This is a genomic window from Enterococcus sp. AN402, from assembly GCF_040719405.1.
GTDB lineage: Bacteria > Bacillota > Bacilli > Lactobacillales > Enterococcaceae > Enterococcus > Enterococcus faecalis.
This window is the reverse complement of record NZ_JBFDTM010000004.1, coordinates 633651-649718: the sequence shown is the minus strand read 5'-3', so window position 1 is coordinate 649718 and position 16068 is coordinate 633651. Positions and strand designations below refer to the sequence as shown.

17 protein-coding genes and 1 riboswitch are annotated in these 16068 nt (G+C 37.9%); of the genes, 6 read left to right on the top strand and 11 right to left on the bottom strand.

Going from position 1 to position 16068, the window contains the following annotated elements; genetic code table 11:
* Positions 1-16 precede the first annotated feature (16 nt).
* Positions 17-1027 carry a LacI family transcriptional regulator BopD gene (gene bopD, locus AB1I62_RS04475; protein ID WP_048738178.1) on the top strand — a complete coding sequence of 337 codons (1011 nt, stop codon included), beginning with the start codon at positions 17-19 and terminating at the stop codon, positions 1025-1027.
* Positions 1028-1100: 73 nt separating this feature from the next.
* Here the strand turns inward: bopD and AB1I62_RS04470 are convergent, their stop codons facing one another.
* The 5 genes from AB1I62_RS04470 to AB1I62_RS04450 all read right to left on the bottom strand — a co-directional run bounded on the left by AB1I62_RS04470 (position 1101) and on the right by AB1I62_RS04450 (position 4449).
* Complete coding sequence (locus tag AB1I62_RS04470) at positions 1101-1310, bottom strand: hypothetical protein (RefSeq protein WP_002355840.1); 210 nt, start codon at positions 1308-1310, stop codon at positions 1101-1103.
* A gap of 169 nt (positions 1311-1479) precedes the next feature.
* A complete protein-coding gene (locus AB1I62_RS04465; RefSeq protein WP_048738175.1) occupies positions 1480-2001 on the bottom strand; it encodes a GNAT family protein in 522 nt (173 codons plus the stop codon).
* Positions 1994-2488 carry a tRNA (adenosine(37)-N6)-threonylcarbamoyltransferase complex ATPase subunit type 1 TsaE gene (gene tsaE, locus AB1I62_RS04460; protein WP_002387026.1) on the bottom strand — a complete coding sequence of 165 codons (495 nt, stop codon included), beginning with the start codon at positions 2486-2488 and terminating at the stop codon, positions 1994-1996. The genes AB1I62_RS04465 and tsaE overlap by 8 nt, the downstream gene beginning before the upstream one ends.
* 141 nt (positions 2489-2629) lie before the next feature.
* Complete coding sequence (gene pta / locus AB1I62_RS04455) at positions 2630-3613, bottom strand: phosphate acetyltransferase (RefSeq protein ID WP_002355836.1); 984 nt, start codon at positions 3611-3613, stop codon at positions 2630-2632.
* A 155-nt stretch (positions 3614-3768) separates the two neighbouring features.
* Entirely contained in the window at positions 3769-4449 is a 681-nt protein-coding gene (locus AB1I62_RS04450; RefSeq protein WP_002363309.1) for a uracil-DNA glycosylase, read from the bottom strand.
* A 133-nt stretch (positions 4450-4582) separates the two neighbouring features.
* Between AB1I62_RS04450 and AB1I62_RS04445 the strand changes: the two genes are divergently transcribed.
* A complete protein-coding gene (locus AB1I62_RS04445; protein ID WP_002383369.1) occupies positions 4583-5452 on the top strand; it encodes a Cof-type HAD-IIB family hydrolase in 870 nt (289 codons plus the stop codon).
* Positions 5453-5503: 51 nt separating this feature from the next.
* The gene (locus AB1I62_RS04440; protein WP_002355833.1) at positions 5504-6028 is read left to right on the top strand and encodes an LURP-one-related/scramblase family protein; all 525 of its coding nucleotides are present in this window, start codon (positions 5504-5506) and stop codon (positions 6026-6028) included.
* 184 nt (positions 6029-6212) lie between these two features.
* Here AB1I62_RS04440 and AB1I62_RS04435 read toward each other — a convergent pair whose 3' ends face one another.
* The 3 genes from AB1I62_RS04435 to AB1I62_RS04425 form a co-directional block, all read right to left on the bottom strand.
* A complete protein-coding gene (locus tag AB1I62_RS04435) occupies positions 6213-6776 on the bottom strand; it encodes a GNAT family N-acetyltransferase (RefSeq protein ID WP_010825082.1) in 564 nt (187 codons plus the stop codon).
* Between the two features lie 96 nt (positions 6777-6872).
* Positions 6873-8042 (bottom strand): 3D domain-containing protein, encoded by a 1170-nt coding sequence (locus tag AB1I62_RS04430; RefSeq protein ID WP_048738203.1) that lies wholly within the window; start codon positions 8040-8042, stop codon positions 6873-6875.
* A 299-nt stretch (positions 8043-8341) separates the two neighbouring features.
* On the bottom strand, positions 8342-9109 hold the full coding sequence (locus AB1I62_RS04425) for a putative ABC transporter permease (protein ID WP_002387023.1): 768 nt from the start codon (positions 9107-9109) through the stop codon (positions 8342-8344).
* A 125-nt stretch (positions 9110-9234) separates the two neighbouring features.
* Between AB1I62_RS04425 and AB1I62_RS04420 the strand changes: the two genes are divergently transcribed.
* The gene (locus AB1I62_RS04420) at positions 9235-10962 is read left to right on the top strand and encodes an ABC transporter transmembrane domain-containing protein (RefSeq protein WP_002363303.1); all 1728 of its coding nucleotides are present in this window, start codon (positions 9235-9237) and stop codon (positions 10960-10962) included.
* A complete protein-coding gene (locus tag AB1I62_RS04415; RefSeq protein ID WP_002355825.1) occupies positions 10952-12718 on the top strand; it encodes an ABC transporter ATP-binding protein in 1767 nt (588 codons plus the stop codon). The genes AB1I62_RS04420 and AB1I62_RS04415 overlap by 11 nt, the downstream gene beginning before the upstream one ends.
* Positions 12719-12769: 51 nt before the next feature.
* On the opposite strand, the gene AB1I62_RS04410 is transcribed toward AB1I62_RS04415, so the two are convergent.
* Positions 12770-13318 carry a folate family ECF transporter S component gene (locus tag AB1I62_RS04410; RefSeq protein ID WP_048738172.1) on the bottom strand — a complete coding sequence of 183 codons (549 nt, stop codon included), beginning with the start codon at positions 13316-13318 and terminating at the stop codon, positions 12770-12772.
* A gap of 30 nt (positions 13319-13348) precedes the next feature.
* Positions 13349-13516, bottom strand: a riboswitch (THF riboswitch).
* A gap of 66 nt (positions 13517-13582) precedes the next feature.
* On the bottom strand, positions 13583-14005 hold the full coding sequence (mgsA, locus tag AB1I62_RS04405; protein WP_002355823.1) for a methylglyoxal synthase: 423 nt from the start codon (positions 14003-14005) through the stop codon (positions 13583-13585).
* 185 nt (positions 14006-14190) lie between these two features.
* Between mgsA and ugpC the strand changes: the two genes are divergently transcribed.
* Complete coding sequence (gene ugpC, locus AB1I62_RS04400) at positions 14191-15294, top strand: ABC transporter ATP-binding protein (RefSeq protein ID WP_002355822.1); 1104 nt, start codon at positions 14191-14193, stop codon at positions 15292-15294.
* A 49-nt stretch (positions 15295-15343) separates the two neighbouring features.
* Here the strand turns inward: ugpC and AB1I62_RS04395 are convergent, their stop codons facing one another.
* Entirely contained in the window at positions 15344-15961 is a 618-nt protein-coding gene (locus AB1I62_RS04395; protein WP_002355821.1) for a hypothetical protein, read from the bottom strand.
* Positions 15962-16068: the final 107 nt, after the last annotated feature.

Here is a 16068-nt window from a genome sequence, read left to right as displayed (position 1 = left end):
GAAAGGCGTGGCAAAAATGGCAATTACAGTAAAAGATGTCGCTAAGAAAGCGGGGGTTGCAACTTCAACCGTTTCGCGTGTCATTAACGATCATCCAAGTATTTCTGAATCGACAAAAAAGAAAGTGCGAAAAGTCATGGATGACTTAGGCTATGTGCCAAATATGACGGCACGGAATTTGGGTAAACGAATTTCAAGTGCCATTGGCGTAATTTTACCTCCTTTAGATTCGAAAGAACGGTTAGGGAATCCATTTTATTTAGAAATTATGGAAGCCATCAACGAGGAAGCCCGTCTTTATGATATGACTACTGCTATTGCAACTGCCAAAAGTTTTGATGTACTATTGGAAAACGTTAAAAGAATGCATCTTCAAAAACAAGTGGACGGTTTTATTCTTGTGTATTCAGATAGTAAGGACCCCGTCATTGATTACTTATATGAAAACAACATTCCCTTTACTTTAATTGGTCAACCTTACCAACATGAAATGGAAATAGTTTACGTGGATAATGATAATCAATTATTAGGGAAACAAGCGACGGAATTTTTAATTGAAAACGGCCATAAAAATATTTTATTTGTGACCAATACAACGCATGAAAGTTTGTACTTTGAACGTTACTTTGGTTATCAAAAAGCAATGATGATGCAAGGATTAACTGTTTTACCAAGCGTTGCGTTAGAAAAACCTGAAGATTACATGGCTTTCGATGATATTCTTCATCAAAATAATGCCACGGCGTTGGTGGTGATTGATGATATCTTTGCTTTGCGGACGATGCAACTTGCGCAAATCTATGGTTATCAAGTTCCTGAAACGTTATCCATTATTAGTTTTAACAACTCAATCTTTTCAACATTGACACATCCTTATCTAACAAGCATTGACATCGACACGTCAGAATTAGGGCGAATGGCGATGAAAAAATTATATGAATTAATCCACGAAGAATTGACGAATGGTGTCCGTCTCGTTATTCCTCACAAATTAATTAAGCGTGAAACAGTTATTCCTATTCATTAAAAAAGAAGCGTAAGCAGTGTTAAACTGCTTACGCTTCTTTCTATGTGTACGCTCTTATTCGTATGTATTACTTTTATAAAATAACTTTTTGCGAAATTTTTTTCCAAAACGTTTCTTCTTTTGCATCAAATTGAGCTGGTTCCCCGTCAGACAATTTTTCATTTAATAATGATAATTTTTCTTGATGTTTTGCATACTCATCTTTTTTTATTAGCTCTAAACGATACGCACGATCCAAAATCGACTCTCGATAGTTAACATTCATTTTCGTCGCCTTCGCCATTTCTTACATTCCTTCCCAAAATAAATTTTCATTTTTTCGTTAAATTCTTCTATAATTATAACAAAAATATCAGAAAAATAAATATGAAACAAACGATAATTGCGAAAATTTTGTTTTTTCATGCGATTATCGTTCGATTATTTAAGAAATTAAAATTATTAACCAATAATTAATCAATCAGCAAACGCATTAAATGAACATCTAAAAATTCACCTTGGTCTGTTTTGGCGCCCCGAGGCATAATTGCTTCTGTTTCAAACCCTAATTTTTTATAGACATGAATCGCTCGTTGATTACGATCCTGTACCGTTAATTCCAAGCGACGAATAACATGACTTTCATGCGCCCAGCGAATAAGTTCTTCCATCAGGATACTGCCCAGTCCATAGCCCCAGTACTCTTTTAAAATACTAATGCCGATTTCACCAATATGCTCCATCCGCTTTTTAGAAGAAGCAGACACAGAAGCGGTCCCAATGATCGCTTCTCCCGCTAATGCCACCAATAAAACATTATTTGGCGATTCATAGAGTGTTGCTAGATTTTCAGCCAATTCTGCTGTCGACATAGCCATTCCTCGCTCATCCATTACCAAATAGGGCGTTTCACTCCCAATTTTTGACATCACAGATAGTAAATGATCCGCATCAGTAGGCACTGCTTCTCGAATAGAAAATGTTTGTTCAGTCATATTCGCGAGCCTCCCACGTTTTCAGAATCTCTGCTATTCTTTCTTCTGCCAATGGACCAGTTCCACGGAATTCAAGAACTCTCTTGTCAGCTTCTTGAGAATCTTTATTTAAAATAATTTCTAAATAATCTTCTGGCAATTCTTCTTCAATCAAGCTGCCCCATTCTACAACGGATAGCCCATCTCCTTCAAAATACTCATCTAACCCTAATTCATCCGCACCCTCTTCAACACGATAGACATCCATATGATATAACGGAAGTCGTCCTTGTGGATATTCTCGGATAATCGTATAGGTGGGACTTTTAATCATTTGGGAAATGCCTAATCCTAAAGCAATCCCTTTCGTCATTGTCGTCTTACCGGCCCCTAAATCACCAGTCAGGACAATTACATCACCAGCTTGTGCCTTTTGTCCAATGATTTTAGCAATTGCTTCTGTTTCCAATGGATTGTTCAGGACAATGTTCATTTTTTTACCTCCCATCTGCAAGAATCTATGTATGAAAGTATACCGAAAATTCAATAAGTTGACTAGTGGCAGCTTCAAAAAAATAAAGTTGAGGCCCAAGTGTCCTGGGAACCTCAACTTCTACTTTGCTTATTTATCATGCTTCGACATAGTTAATTAGTCGTTCATTAATGTTTGAGCAGCTGTAATGATTGATAATTTATAAACATCTTCTTCGTTTGCACCACGTGATAAGTCAGAAACTGGTTTGTTCAATCCTTGTAAGATTGGGCCAATTGCTTCAAAGTTACCTAAACGTTGAGCAATTTTGTAGCCAATATTTCCTGATTGTAAATCTGGGAATACAAAGACTGTTGCTTCTCCAGCCACTTTTGAGTTGGGCGCTTTTAATTGTGCGACAGAAGATACGTAAGAAGCATCAAATTGTAATTCACCATCAATCGCATATTCAGGTGCTAATTCTTGCGCAATTTTTGTAGCTTCAGCAACTTTTGTTACTTCTGGTGCTTTTGCAGAACCTTTTGTTGAAAAACTTAACAATGAAACTTTTGGTTCAATGTCAAATAATTCAGCTGTTTTGGCACTATCAACAGCAATTTCAGCTAATTCTTGTGCAGTTGGGTTCACGTTAATCGCGCAGTCTGAGAATAAATATCTTTCTTGGTCACGACCACGAATCATTAAGAAAGCACCACTTGTACGGCTCACGCCTGGTTTTGTTTTAATGATTTGTAACGCAGGACGAACTGTATCACCTGTTGAGTGGATAGCACCACTAACCATACCATCAGCAATACCCATGTAAGTTAACATAGTACCGAAATAGTTGACATCTTTTAAGATTTTTTCAGCATCTTCTTTAGTAGCTTTTCCATTACGGCGTTCAACAAATGCTTCGACCATTTCATCCCATTTTTCATAATCATTTGGGTTGATAATAATAAAGTTTGATGTGTTGATTCCACGAGCCATAGCAGCATTTGCGATATCTGTTGGATCACCAATTAAGATTGGTTCTACTAATTCATCAGATTTTAAGCGGGCAGCAGCACCTAAGATTCTAGGATCTGTTGCTTCAGGGAAAACAATTTTGATATTACGGCGTACGACTTTAAATTTTAAGCTATCGAATAATTCCACGATAAACCCTCCAGTTTTATATTTACAAAATCCATCATACACTATTCTCAATGAAAATAACAGTTTTTTCTAGCTGTATTAGTCAAAAAAACCAATAATCCGATAAACTTTTCACAAACTAACTCTTCTACACTATAACAGTTTGCACTGTTACATTACACTGTTTCAGGAAGTTGCCAATCAATCGGCGTTTCCCCTAAACGTTCTAGAGCGGCATTCGCTTGAGAAAACGGACGTGAGCCAAAAAAACCACGATGCGCTGACAATGGACTTGGATGTGGCGATTTGATAATCACATGCCGAGTCGTATCAATCATTTTAATTTTTTCTTGAGCAGGACGTCCCCATAAAATGAAAACAACAGGTTTTTCACGCTCATTCAACTTTTCGATAATGACATCTGTCAGTTGCTCCCACCCTTTACCTCGATGGGAATAGGCTTGACCTGCCCGAACGGTCAACACAGTATTTAATAATAACACGCCTTGTTTGGCCCAGCTTTCTAAAAAGCCATGGTTGACGGGTTGGTACCCTAAATCAGCTTGTAATTCTTTGTAAATATTCGCAAGAGATGGCGGCACTTTCACACCTGGCTGGACAGAGAAACTTAGTCCGTGTGCTTGATTGGGTCCATGATATGGGTCTTGTCCCAAAATTACTACTTTTACTTCTTCAAAAGGGGTTAGTTCTAACGCTGAAAATAAATGATACATATCTGGATAAATCGTTTGTGTCTGATATTCTTTTTTCAAAAATTCTCGCAATTCTTGATAATACGGTTTTTCAAATTCAGCAGATAAAACGGTTTGCCAACTATTGTGAATAATTTCTTTCATAATGCTCACTCCTTCGCTCTCTAAGCATAACGAATTTCTCCAAACCTGACAAGAAATTTCTGGGTACTTTCTCTTGGAAAAACGTGGTAAACTATAGGTAAGCTTTAAATAGATAATGAGGTGTAGAGAATCGATGATTAAATTAATTGCTTCAGATATGGATGGAACACTTTTAGATGCAAAAATGAGCATCACAAATGATAACGCTTCAGCAATTCGCGAAGCGGAACGTTTAGGAATCGAATTTATGGTTGCTACTGGCCGCGCATATACCGAAGCGAAACCCGCGTTAGAAGAAGCTGGAATTGACTGTGCCATGATTACTTTAAACGGCGCCCAAGTGTTCGACAAAGATGGACACTCACTTTTCACGGCTGGGATCGAAAAAGAAACAGTAACAGAAGTACTAACTATTTTGAGTCAACACAATGTTTACTATGAAATCTCTACAAATAAAGGTATTTTTTCTGAACATCAAGAAAAAAGAATTGAAAACTTTGCCGCTCATATTGCAGAATCCATGCCCCATTTAACTTATAAAGTGGCGATCGCCATGGCTTCAGCACACCTATCTTTATTGCATATTACCTATGTTGATCGTTTAGACGACATTTTAAAAGATGATTCGATTGAAGTCCTTAAAATTATTGGCTTCAGTATGGATGGGCCGAAAGTATTAGGCCCTGCTGGGATGGAAGTAGAAGAACTAGATGATTTGGTTGTTACCTCTTCTGCGCTTAATAATATTGAAATTAACCACCGCCTAGCACAAAAAGGGATTGCAGTTGCGCGCGTCGCTAAAGAACGTGGGATTCCCGCTGAACAAGTCATGACTATTGGTGATAATTTAAATGACGTCAGCATGATTCAATGGGCTGGGGTAAGTTTTGCAATGGGCAATGCCGAACTGGAATTAAAAGAATATGCTAAATATGAAACAGCCACTAATTTAGAAAATGGTGTTGGCGAAGCCATCCTGCGTGCAATAAGAGAAGATTTGTAATAAGCACTACCAGTTACAGCACTCATTTATATATAGAAAGGAGATCGTGTCGTGTCTGAATTTTTTATTCAAGAACAACAGTTAGGAAAAGTTACGCGAACCATCGTGAAAGACCAAGCAGGCCGTTCACTTTTTCTATTGGTGGGGCGCTGGGGTACACGAGGAGATGCGCTTTCTTTATATGCAATGAACGGAGAAATTTTAGCCAGTATTAAACAAGTTTCTTGGACTTTTGGTACACGATTTGAGTTATATCAGCGTTTTGAAAAAGTGGGTACTCTACGAAAACTGTTCAATTTGAATGCTGATTTCTATTATGTTCAAGGCCTTCACTGGGCAGTTGTTGGTGATATCAAAGCGCATCAATATTCAATTTATCAAGTCCATAAAAAAATTATGTCAATGGATAAAACCATGCTTTGTACAGGCGACTATTTTGTTTTAACTGTTGCCAATGATGAGGACGCACCGTTGTGCATCTGTATAGCAGCTGTCCTTGACTACTGGTTATATAATAAGAAAAAACAAAAAACTTCCGATGATTTTGGATTAGATTTTGATCCTTTAACGGATTAATGAAAAATAGAGCCTGGGACAAAAATCACTTTGGATTTTTGTCCCAGGCTTAAAAATTGATAAACGGCGGGAACAGAAGCAACTCCTTCGGAAATAAGCCGAAATTATCCAAAAATTATAGAACAATTTTCGGAAATTCCTTCTTATTTCTCGGAGTTAAACGCTTCTGTCCCGACCTCTATTTTTACACTTCTTTTTGCATATGATTGTATAAGTGACCACTAATAGTCATTGTTGTGACATCTTTAAAGCCTTTGCTTGCGTATAACTTTCTCGCCCCAGGATTGTCAAAATCAACATTTAGACCCAAGGCTTGCTTCCCACTAGCTTTAGCTATTTCAGGTAAAGCATCTAATAACTTAGAACCAATGCCCATTCCGCGGAAACGTTCATCCACAGAGATCGTGTCTAAATACCATTCATTAGGCAAGGTTTCTTCTTCAATAAATAGCCGAACATCTTCTGCTAAGCCATGTTTTTTAAAGACTTCTCTTAAAGGTTCATCAATAATCTTTTCATCTTCCGCAGGATAGCCGACAGCAATCCCTGCAACTTCACCTGCATGTTCATAAACTAAAATTCGTTGATAGCCATAGCGATAGGTTGGATACGCCGTTGCCTCTGCTAACAGGTCAATCATTTGTTCTTCTGAGACTTCTTCTAAAATTGGTAACTCCATATCTTTTAAAATAACTAAGACCAGCCGAGCAATCGCTTGACCGTCTTCTTTTGTTGCCGAGCGAATCATTGTAATTCTCCTTTACATTTAACTAAAAAAGAACTGGCTACTATCATTACTGACTTAGCCAATTCCTTTTATCTTGTCTTTAGTATAACAAATTTATTATTGAATTTCTACTGTAACCTGACGTCGTCCCCAAAGACGGCATTGGTCTACTGAATCAAAATGAACATCAATAATATTTCCTTGAATAGCGCCACCTGTATCTCCAGCAATAGCAAAGCCATAACCAGAGACTTTCACTAATGAACCTAGAGGAATTACACTTGGATCGACTGCAACTACATTGCTTTGTTTACTTAAGTCAATACCAGTAGCACTTAGATTACTTGCACCAGCTTCGCGCCAAGAATAAGCGGTTGATTCCATCTGAAGCACACGACCAGAGCCAGTTCCTGGTGTTGATGATTCGCCTGTCGATGATTCTGTCGTTGATGACGATTCGGATGAACTAGCTGAACTTGAAGATTCAGTGCTACTGCTTTCCGTACTTGTAGAAGAGCTTGATGCTTGACTGCTTGACTCTTCAGCAGCTTCGGCTTCTAGTTTAGCCGCCGCATCTGCTTGCGCTTGTTTGTCGGCAGCTGCTTGTTTCTTCGCTGCTTCTGCTTTGGCAGTTTCTGCCGCACGTTTTTTCTGTGCCTCAGCTGCTGCTTTTTCGCTGACTAAGCGTTGTTGCTCTTTCTGTTTGTCTGTCGAAATTTGAGCCAATAATTCTTCATTATTCGCCATTTTTTCTTTTAACTCAGAGACTTTATTATTCATTGAAGAAGCTTCAACTTGTAATTTCTCTTCATTTTGTTTTAAAGTTGTTTGCGTATTTTCAACTTTTTCTTGTAATGCAGCTAATTTTTCTTTTTCGCTAGTTAAGCTTTCAATCTTTTCCCGTTCAAAGTTTTGTAAAACGGTCATGGCGTAGGCCCGATTAAAGAAATCTGATAAATTTTCTGCATCTAATAAGGCTTGCCAAGTACGTTGGTCGCCATTTAATTGAATATCCTTCATACGATCGCCAACAGCTTCTTTACGACGAGAAATATTTTTTTCTGTTTTTTCTATTTCCTCTTTCGAAGTTTTCAACGTATCTTCCGCTTTCGAAATTTGCGTTTTTAAACGTTCGATTTCCGCATATTTAGCATTTACATCGTCTAAGGCTGAATTGATTTCTTTACTAATTAACTCCCCAGATTGTTTCGCTTGCGCTTCTTTTTCTTGCAACGAATCAAGTGATTCTGCTGCCGCAGCGACTGGAAGTCCAAAATTGATAAGCATCATTGTTGTTAAAAATGGTATCAACTTTTTAACCTTCACTAAATCCAACACCTTTCCTAACTTATCTAAAACACCTACTCATTATACTAGTCAGGAGGGCTTGTTTTATTTCAATCATGTTACAATTTATTACAATTTAAATGCAACTCTTTTTTTATCCTGCGTTTATTCATTAGTCCATTTCTATCTCAATTCTTTAAGAATTTCTTAAGACGGCTTAAAAACTAGCTTTTGACGATTTTTCTTTTTTTCATCCCATTAGACCATTGATTGAAATATTTTGTAATATTTTTTGTTAATTATTGGCCCTTTTTCTTCAAATCTTCTAAGAGATGCCGAACTTCTTTGGAATTTTTAATGTTTTTTAAAGTTAGTTTTGGGTAATTGTTAATAAAACGACGTTGTTGGAAATTTAACCGATTTTGGAAATGCTCTTTTTTGGTTCGTTCTTTTAACTTCTGCCAATCAGCTGTAGCGATTTCCATTTTTGTGTTCAACCGTTGCTTAAATTCTTGTTGGTTCGTTTCCAACGTTTGGCCCATCTCGGTAATAAGTTTTTTGAAACCTTGCATGTTCAGCAACGTATAAATTAAGTCAAGCCCCATTACAATCACTATGCAAAGGGCTAAGTAGTTGCCAAAGGTTGCTTGTAAAAAGCTGACAACTTTGGCGATTTCTGGTTGAATAACTTTGACAATCAAGACACAACCCAATCCCCAAAAAAGAGAAACCGGTAAAGCCACACGACCGTTTAAATTAAAAGGTACATCATGATAATCCCACCAAGAGGCATGGAACAGTTTTTCCAAGCCATAACTAGTGACATATTCTAAAATCGTCACTAAAACAGCCGATCCGACATACAATACCAAGAGATTGTTCTCAAAGGGTTCCACAAAATAGAGAACGCTTAAGACCCCAAATCCATAAATAGGACAATAAGGCCCTACCAAAAATCCTCGATAAACAAATTTTTTGGCTTTTAATGAACAATACACCGTTTCCCATAACCAGCCGATAAAGGAATAAATAAAAAATAACAAAATAACCTGACTCATTTTTTCCACGTTTCTGTCACACTCCACTTCTTTGCGCTTTTCTTCTATTTTAACAGAAGTTGAGAAAATGTAGCGAACAACTTTCTTTCATTGAAAGATTAGGCTACAATGAGAGCAGCAAAGGGAGGAATCTTATGTTTGGTTTATTGAAATACGCAAAAAATTATCGAAAACAAATTATCCTCGGTCCAGTCTTCAAATTTTTAGAAGCTTGTTTCGAGTTAGTCTTGCCCTTATTCATGGCTCACTTAGTCGATGTCGGTATTCGTCAAAACGACCGACAGACTGTCATAGAAATGGCCCTCTGGATGCTTGTTATGTCGTTAGTTGGTTTATTTTTTGTCATGATTTGTCAATATTATGCTTCAGTCGCTTCGCAAGGTTTTGGGACGGAGCTAAGAAATCAATTAATGAAGAAAATTAATCAGCTTTCACACAAAGAATTGAATAGTTTTGGTACAGATACCCTCATCACCCGGATCACAAACGATATCAATCAGCTTCAATTGGCTTTAGCGATGTTTATTCGGTTGGTCATTCGGACACCTTTTTTAAGTATCGGTTCTGTGGTCATGGCTTTTTACATTGACGTGCAGATGGGCTTTCTTTTCCTATTACTTTTACCAATTTTTAGCCTTATTCTCTTTATTATCATTAAAGTGACTGTGCCTTTATATCAAAAAGTCCAAGAATATTTGGATCGGTTAAACCGTCAAATTAGTCAAAATTTAAGCGGTGTCCGTGTAATCCGTGCGTTTGCTAGAAAGGAAACAGAGCAACGACATGTTGATAAGGCTTCCGATGATTTAGGCGATATTTACATTCGCGTATCGAATGTCTCTGCTTTATTAACACCTTTAACCACTTTGATTATGAATGTTGGAATTTTATTTTTACTTTATTTTAGTGGCTTAAAAGTTTCTTTCGGTTCCCTGCAACAAGGGGAAGTTTTAGCATTGATCAATTATATGAATCAAATGATGCTCGCTTTAATTGTTGCTTCTAATCTCGTGGTAATTTTTACGCGAGCCGCCGCTTCCGCAAACCGTGTCAATGAGGTTTTAACTGTAGAAAGCCAGTTAACAGATACACCAGAATCAGCAAAAACATCTCCACAATTTGGTGATATTACCTTTGACCATGTAGATTTTCGCTATGAACCAGAGGCCGGTTTGGCTTTGGAAAATATCAATTTCACGATTCCTAAAGGCTCAATTCTCGGCATCACAGGACCTACCGGCAGCGGGAAAAGTACCTTAACCCAACTCATTCCCAGATTTTATGATGTGAGTGCAGGAAACCTTTTTATTAATGGTATAAATGTGCGCGATTGGCCGCTCTTTACTTTACGCCAACAAGTGGCAAGTGTCCCACAAACTGCCGTCTTATTTACAGGGACTATTCGAGAAAACTTACAATGGGGCAAACCAAATGCAACTGATGAAGACTGTTGGGAAGCATTAGCTATCGCCCAATGTAAAGAATTTGTTGAACAATTAGACCAAGGGTTAGACACGCCTGTTAACGAAGGCGGAAAAAACTTTTCTGGTGGACAAAGACAACGGTTGACCATTGCCCGTGCCTTGATTAGGAAACCGCATTTACTTATTTTAGATGATTCCTTGAGTGCCCTCGACTATCAAACAGATTTGAATCTGCGCCGTGCTTTACAAAAAGAACGAGCAGAGACAACCGTTATTTTAATTTCGCAACGCGTGAGTTCGATTGCAACGGCGAATCAAATTTTAGTCCTAGATAGTGGAAAAGTCGCTGGCCTTGGCACCCACGAAGAATTACTTACTTCTTCTAAAGAGTATCAAGAAATCGTTGCGTCACAGGAGGAGGATACCCATGCAAACTAAAAAAATTCATTTTGGCGCCTTCTCACGTTTTAAGCCGTATTTACTACGCTATCCAAAAGAAATTATCGGCGCCTTAATCCTAGGAATTCTCAGTGGTTTTTCGACTGTCCTCATGACTTATTATATAGGTAAATCCGTTGATACAATGGTTGGTAAAGGACAAGTCAATGCTGCGCAACTCATCAAAATTTTAGGTTTATTAGCAGGGATTTTACTCGTAACCGTTCTAAGTCAATGGCTGATTCAACGTCTCGGTAATCGCGTGTCTTATTTATCGACCACACAGCTGAGAAAAGATGCCTTTGCCCATTTAAATCAATTACCGTTAAGTTATTATGACCAAACATCACACGGAAATATCGTCAGTCGCTTTACCAACGATATTGACAATATTTCAATGGCTTGCTCGGCTGTCTTCAACCAATTATTTTCTGGCATGGCCACCGTCGTTGTTGCTTTGCTCTTTATGATTCGGCTAAGTCCCCTGCTCACATTAGTGGTTCTTATCAGTACGCCGATTATTTTTATTGTAAACTGGCTTGTTGCAAAAGCTTCACAAAAAAACTTTGCTGCACAACAAACGATTGTTGGTGAAATTTCCGGCTTCGTTTCAGAAATGGTTGGCAACCAAAAAATTGTTAAAGCCTTTCAACAAGAACAAGCTACGCAAGAAACATTTGAAGCATTGAATCAAACGTTGTATGAAAAAGGACAGAAGGCTCAGTTTTCTTCCTCCTTAACCAACCCACTTTCTCGATTTATCGACCATTTATCTTATTTATCGATTGGATTAGTCGGTGGCTTGTTAGTTTTAAGTGGCAATCCTTTAGTCACAGTTGGTGTTATTTCCAGTTTCACCATTTACTCTAGTCAATTTTCTAAACCTTTTATTGAACTCTCAGGAATCACCAACCAAATCCAAGCAGCCTTAGCTGGATTGGAACGTACCTTTGATATGATGGATCAACCAGTTGAACGTCCTGATGCCCCGAACGCAATTGTTTTGAAAGAAGCGCGAGGCCGTGTTGAATTTAAAGACGTTGATTTTTCTTACACGCCGACGCGACCTTTAATCGAAAACTTTAATTTAATTGCTGAACCAGGAGAAACAATTGCCATTGTTGGACGAACTGGTGCGGGTAAATCAACATTAGTGAATTTGTTAATGCGCTTTTACGAGGTCGACCGTGGCCAAATTACGGTTGATACTCACGACATTACTCAAATTACTCGGGACAGCTTACGAAAAAGTTTTGGTATGGTTCTCCAAGATACTTGGCTATTCGATAGTTCCATTCGGGAAAATTTAACGTACGGAAATCCTGAAGCCTCTGACGAAGAAATTATAGAAGCCATGAAAAAAGCCCATATTTTTGATTTCGTCATGCGTTTACCTCAAGGACTAGATACCGAGATTGGTTCTCAAGGCGTTAAAATTTCTGAAGGACAACGACAATTAATGACTATTGCACGCACGATGATTAGTAATCCGCCGATGCTTATTTTAGATGAAGCGACCAGTTCAGTTGATACATTGACCGAGCAAAAAATTCAGGATGCTTTTTTACAAATGATGACTGGCCGGACCAGTTTTGTTATTGCCCATCGCTTAGCAACAATCAAAAGTGCTGAAAAAATTCTAGTTATGGATAATGGTCAAGTGGTTGAAATTGGCACCCATGACGAATTATTGCAAAAAGAACAGGGTTATTATCGTGACCTTTACGAAGCACAGTTTAATCAAAAAGCACAATAAAAAAGAGTCACTTTTCTGGGATGATGAAAAGTGACTCTTTTAATTTTAAATTTATTGATCTAATTCAGATAATGGCTTTCCAAATAAACGTTTAAAGGGAATTTTATTGCCTAAATAATAAGTGGCAATTACTTGAATAGGAAAGAAAATAACTGTTTTAATTAAGCGTGGCACCCACCAAGCAAAATTTGCTAGGTTGACTCCATACATTAAACTTAACCACAAAGGAGTTAAAATGATATTAATTAAAACGGTGACCAACAATGTCGCCAAAATCACTCGTTTCCATGTCATTTCTTTCTTATAATAGAAATAACCATAAATAGCACCAGCCAAAAAGGCATTTAAAGTAAACCCAGGAAAATAGCCTGCCTTTGGAAAAAGCAGCATTCCTACCACATCAGCCACCGCCGTGCCGATTCCAGCCCAAAAAGGTCCGAAAATCATCCCAATCAATGATTCTGGAATAAACGTGAAACTGATTTTTAAAAACGTTGTTTCATACGCAAAAAAGCGCGAAAAGACAACGACCACCGCAATGAGTACGCCCATTAACGCAATGGATTTTGTGCCAAATTTTTTCTTTGTCATTTTTAGCATCTCCTCTAAGAGCTGCTACATGACGAACCATGCAGCGAATGCGAAAACAAAACCGCGAACATTAAAAAGCTGAACGTGTTGTTCTGATGATAAGCAAAGTAAGAACCTTTACTTTCTAGCAACACACTGTTTATGTTCTTCGTCCAAAAGGCAACATCCCATCCTTTTAGCACTTAACGCTTTGTCTCCTACTCTGTTATTTTATTTGGACAAAAGTCCTCATAAAATATACCACAAAATAGTCAAAATAACCATTAAGGTTCTCTAAAAAGCTAACGGTCGACGATCGCCTTCATGGATAACCTCACGGAAGTCCGCAAACCCCGCCTCGACACCTCTCAAAAGAATTTCAGCACTGCCGATATTGGTTGCTAAAGGAATTTCATAGACATCACTTAGACGAATCAAAGCTGTCACATCTGGTTCATGCGGTTGCGCGGAAAGAGGATCTCTTAAAAAAATAACTAAATCAATGTTGTCTTCTGATATCATTGCGCCAATCTGTTGATCCCCACCTAATGGCCCCGATTTAAAGCAATGCACGGGTAAGCCAGTTGCTTCCATCACTTTCATGCCTGTCGTTCCCGTTGCATACAATTCATGTTTTTCTAAAATATGTTTATAAGCGGTTGCTAGTTTGATCATTAATGTTTTTTTACGATCATGAGCGATTAAAGCGATTTTCATGTTATCCAACTCCTGTCTTTGTTATATTATAACAAAAGTTTATCGATAAATCCGCTGAGAGTGTTTGCCCTTTGTCACCTTGACGAAAAAGTCTTCTTTTTCTTGTGCAACTCTCCCTTGCCGAAAGATAGCGTTTTCATTTAAACTATGAGTAACAAATCAAAAAGAAAAGAGTGACGTATCAAATGGTGGAAATGGCGCTTAGAAATGTGTATAAAAAATATGACAATGCAGAACATTATTCTGTTACAGATTTTAACTTAGAAATTACAGACCGTGAATTTATCGTCTTTGTCGGACCTTCTGGTTGCGGTAAATCAACAACATTGCGCATGATTGCTGGCTTAGAAGATATTACTGAAGGTGAATTATCAATTGGGGACAAAGTCATGAATGACGTTGCACCGAAAGATCGTGATATTGCCATGGTTTTCCAAAACTATGCGCTTTACCCGCATATGACTGTTTTTGATAACATGGCCTTTGGTTTAAAACTAAGAAAATATGATAAAGCTGAAATTAAAAAACGGGTGGAAAATGCTGCGGATATTCTGGGCTTAACAGAGTACTTACAACGTAAACCTGCGGCGCTTTCTGGTGGACAACGCCAACGTGTTGCACTTGGCCGGGCAATTGTTCGTGATGCCAAAGTCTTTTTAATGGATGAACCTTTATCAAACTTGGATGCAAAATTACGTGTAGCCATGCGTGCTGAAATCGCTAAACTACACCAACGTTTAGAAACTACGACAATTTATGTGACACATGACCAAACCGAAGCGATGACCATGGCTGATCGAATCGTAATTATGAAAGATGGCTTTATTCAACAAATTGGTTCACCAAAAGAAGTTTACAATACACCTAAAAATATGTTCGTAGCTGGGTTCATCGGCTCACCTGCCATGAATTTCTTCAAAGTTACCTTAAACAATGGGGTTATTTCTAACCAACATGGCTTAAAACTAGCAATTCCTGAAGGAAGAAACAAAGAGCTTGTTGAACATGGTTATGAAGGCAAAGAATTAATTTTCGGTATTCGTCCAGAAGATATTCATAGCGAACAAGTGGCTTTAACAGCAATGAAAGATGCGGTGATTAAATCTGAAGTCGTTGTTTCTGAATTATTAGGGGCTGAATCCATGCTTTATACAAAAATTGGTGATACAGAGTTTATCTCAAAAGTAGATGCTCGTGACTTCCACCATCCTGGTGAAATGATTGACTTAGCTTTTGATATTAACAAAGGACATTTCTTCGACCCTCAAACAGAAGAAGTCATTAAATAAAAAATCTCGAGGCATCCGTCACAATGACGGATGCCTCGATTGTTTCTCTTTATGCTAATTTAACCTTCTTCTTTATCACTTTGGGTTGTTTCGCTTCTGTAAAAGTTGGAATATCTACATGTTTACTTAAGGTACTTGCTAAAAAGTAGGCAATACTGAAATCCACCAAACTATGAATTAATCCACCAACGCCCATCAAAAGAAAAATAGAATACATGAAGCCGGCTGTATAATAGGTTCCTGGCAAGTTGCCCATTGTGTAAAATACAGAAACAACCACTAGCTCGGCAGCGGAATGAATCACTCCAATTCCCACGTTAAACAACTGTAATTTCCCATTTAATAAAGTGAATTTCCCCTCTTTATTAATTAAAATTTCTGGATGCTTTTGTAAAATCACTGCGCCAATGACTGCAAAAATCAAATGAGATAAGGCCCGCAAAGCAATAATCGGTGTTGCGGATAAGAAAAAACCAAAACCTGTTCCTAGACTAACCGCAATTGCCACCACTGGAGAAATAAACATGGCAATAAAAACTGGGACGTGACTTGCTAATGTAAAACTGGCTGGACCAATGGTAATTCTTGGCATAACCATTGGAATGATAATCCCCATTGCAATTAAAAGTGCTGAAATTGTTAAACGTTTTACTGAGTTTGTTTTCATTAAAACTGCCTCCTAAAGATGTCATGACACCTTTTTGTTTTTCTCAAGTGTAGCTGAACAGCCGCAATGTGTCAAGACACATAAAAGAACTTTCTGTTATTTCTCAT

Excerpts from the sequence above, each read along its gene's own strand:
- bopD (WP_048738178.1), top strand. The coding sequence starts at position 17 with ATGGCAATTACAGTAAAAGATGTCGCTAAGAAAGCGGGGGTTGCAACT.
- AB1I62_RS04395 (WP_002355821.1), bottom strand. The coding sequence starts at position 15,961 with ATGAAAACAAACTCAGTAAAACGTTTAACAATTTCAGCACTTTTAATT.
- ugpC (WP_002355822.1), top strand. The coding sequence starts at position 14,191 with ATGGTGGAAATGGCGCTTAGAAATGTGTATAAAAAATATGACAATGCA.
- mgsA (WP_002355823.1), bottom strand. The coding sequence starts at position 14,005 with ATGAAAATCGCTTTAATCGCTCATGATCGTAAAAAAACATTAATGATC.
- AB1I62_RS04445 (WP_002383369.1), top strand. The coding sequence starts at position 4,583 with ATGATTAAATTAATTGCTTCAGATATGGATGGAACACTTTTAGATGCA.
- AB1I62_RS04470 (WP_002355840.1), bottom strand. The coding sequence starts at position 1,310 with ATGGCGAAGGCGACGAAAATGAATGTTAACTATCGAGAGTCGATTTTG.
- AB1I62_RS04450 (WP_002363309.1), bottom strand. The coding sequence starts at position 4,449 with ATGAAAGAAATTATTCACAATAGTTGGCAAACCGTTTTATCTGCTGAA.
- AB1I62_RS04420 (WP_002363303.1), top strand. The coding sequence starts at position 9,235 with ATGTTTGGTTTATTGAAATACGCAAAAAATTATCGAAAACAAATTATC.
- AB1I62_RS04430 (WP_048738203.1), bottom strand. The coding sequence starts at position 8,042 with ATGCTTATCAATTTTGGACTTCCAGTCGCTGCGGCAGCAGAATCACTT.
- AB1I62_RS04465 (WP_048738175.1), bottom strand. The coding sequence starts at position 2,001 with ATGACTGAACAAACATTTTCTATTCGAGAAGCAGTGCCTACTGATGCG.
- AB1I62_RS04415 (WP_002355825.1), top strand. The coding sequence starts at position 10,952 with ATGCAAACTAAAAAAATTCATTTTGGCGCCTTCTCACGTTTTAAGCCG.
- AB1I62_RS04435 (WP_010825082.1), bottom strand. The coding sequence starts at position 6,776 with ATGATTCGCTCGGCAACAAAAGAAGACGGTCAAGCGATTGCTCGGCTG.
- AB1I62_RS04410 (WP_048738172.1), bottom strand. The coding sequence starts at position 13,318 with ATGCTAAAAATGACAAAGAAAAAATTTGGCACAAAATCCATTGCGTTA.
- tsaE (WP_002387026.1), bottom strand. The coding sequence starts at position 2,488 with ATGGGAGGTAAAAAAATGAACATTGTCCTGAACAATCCATTGGAAACA.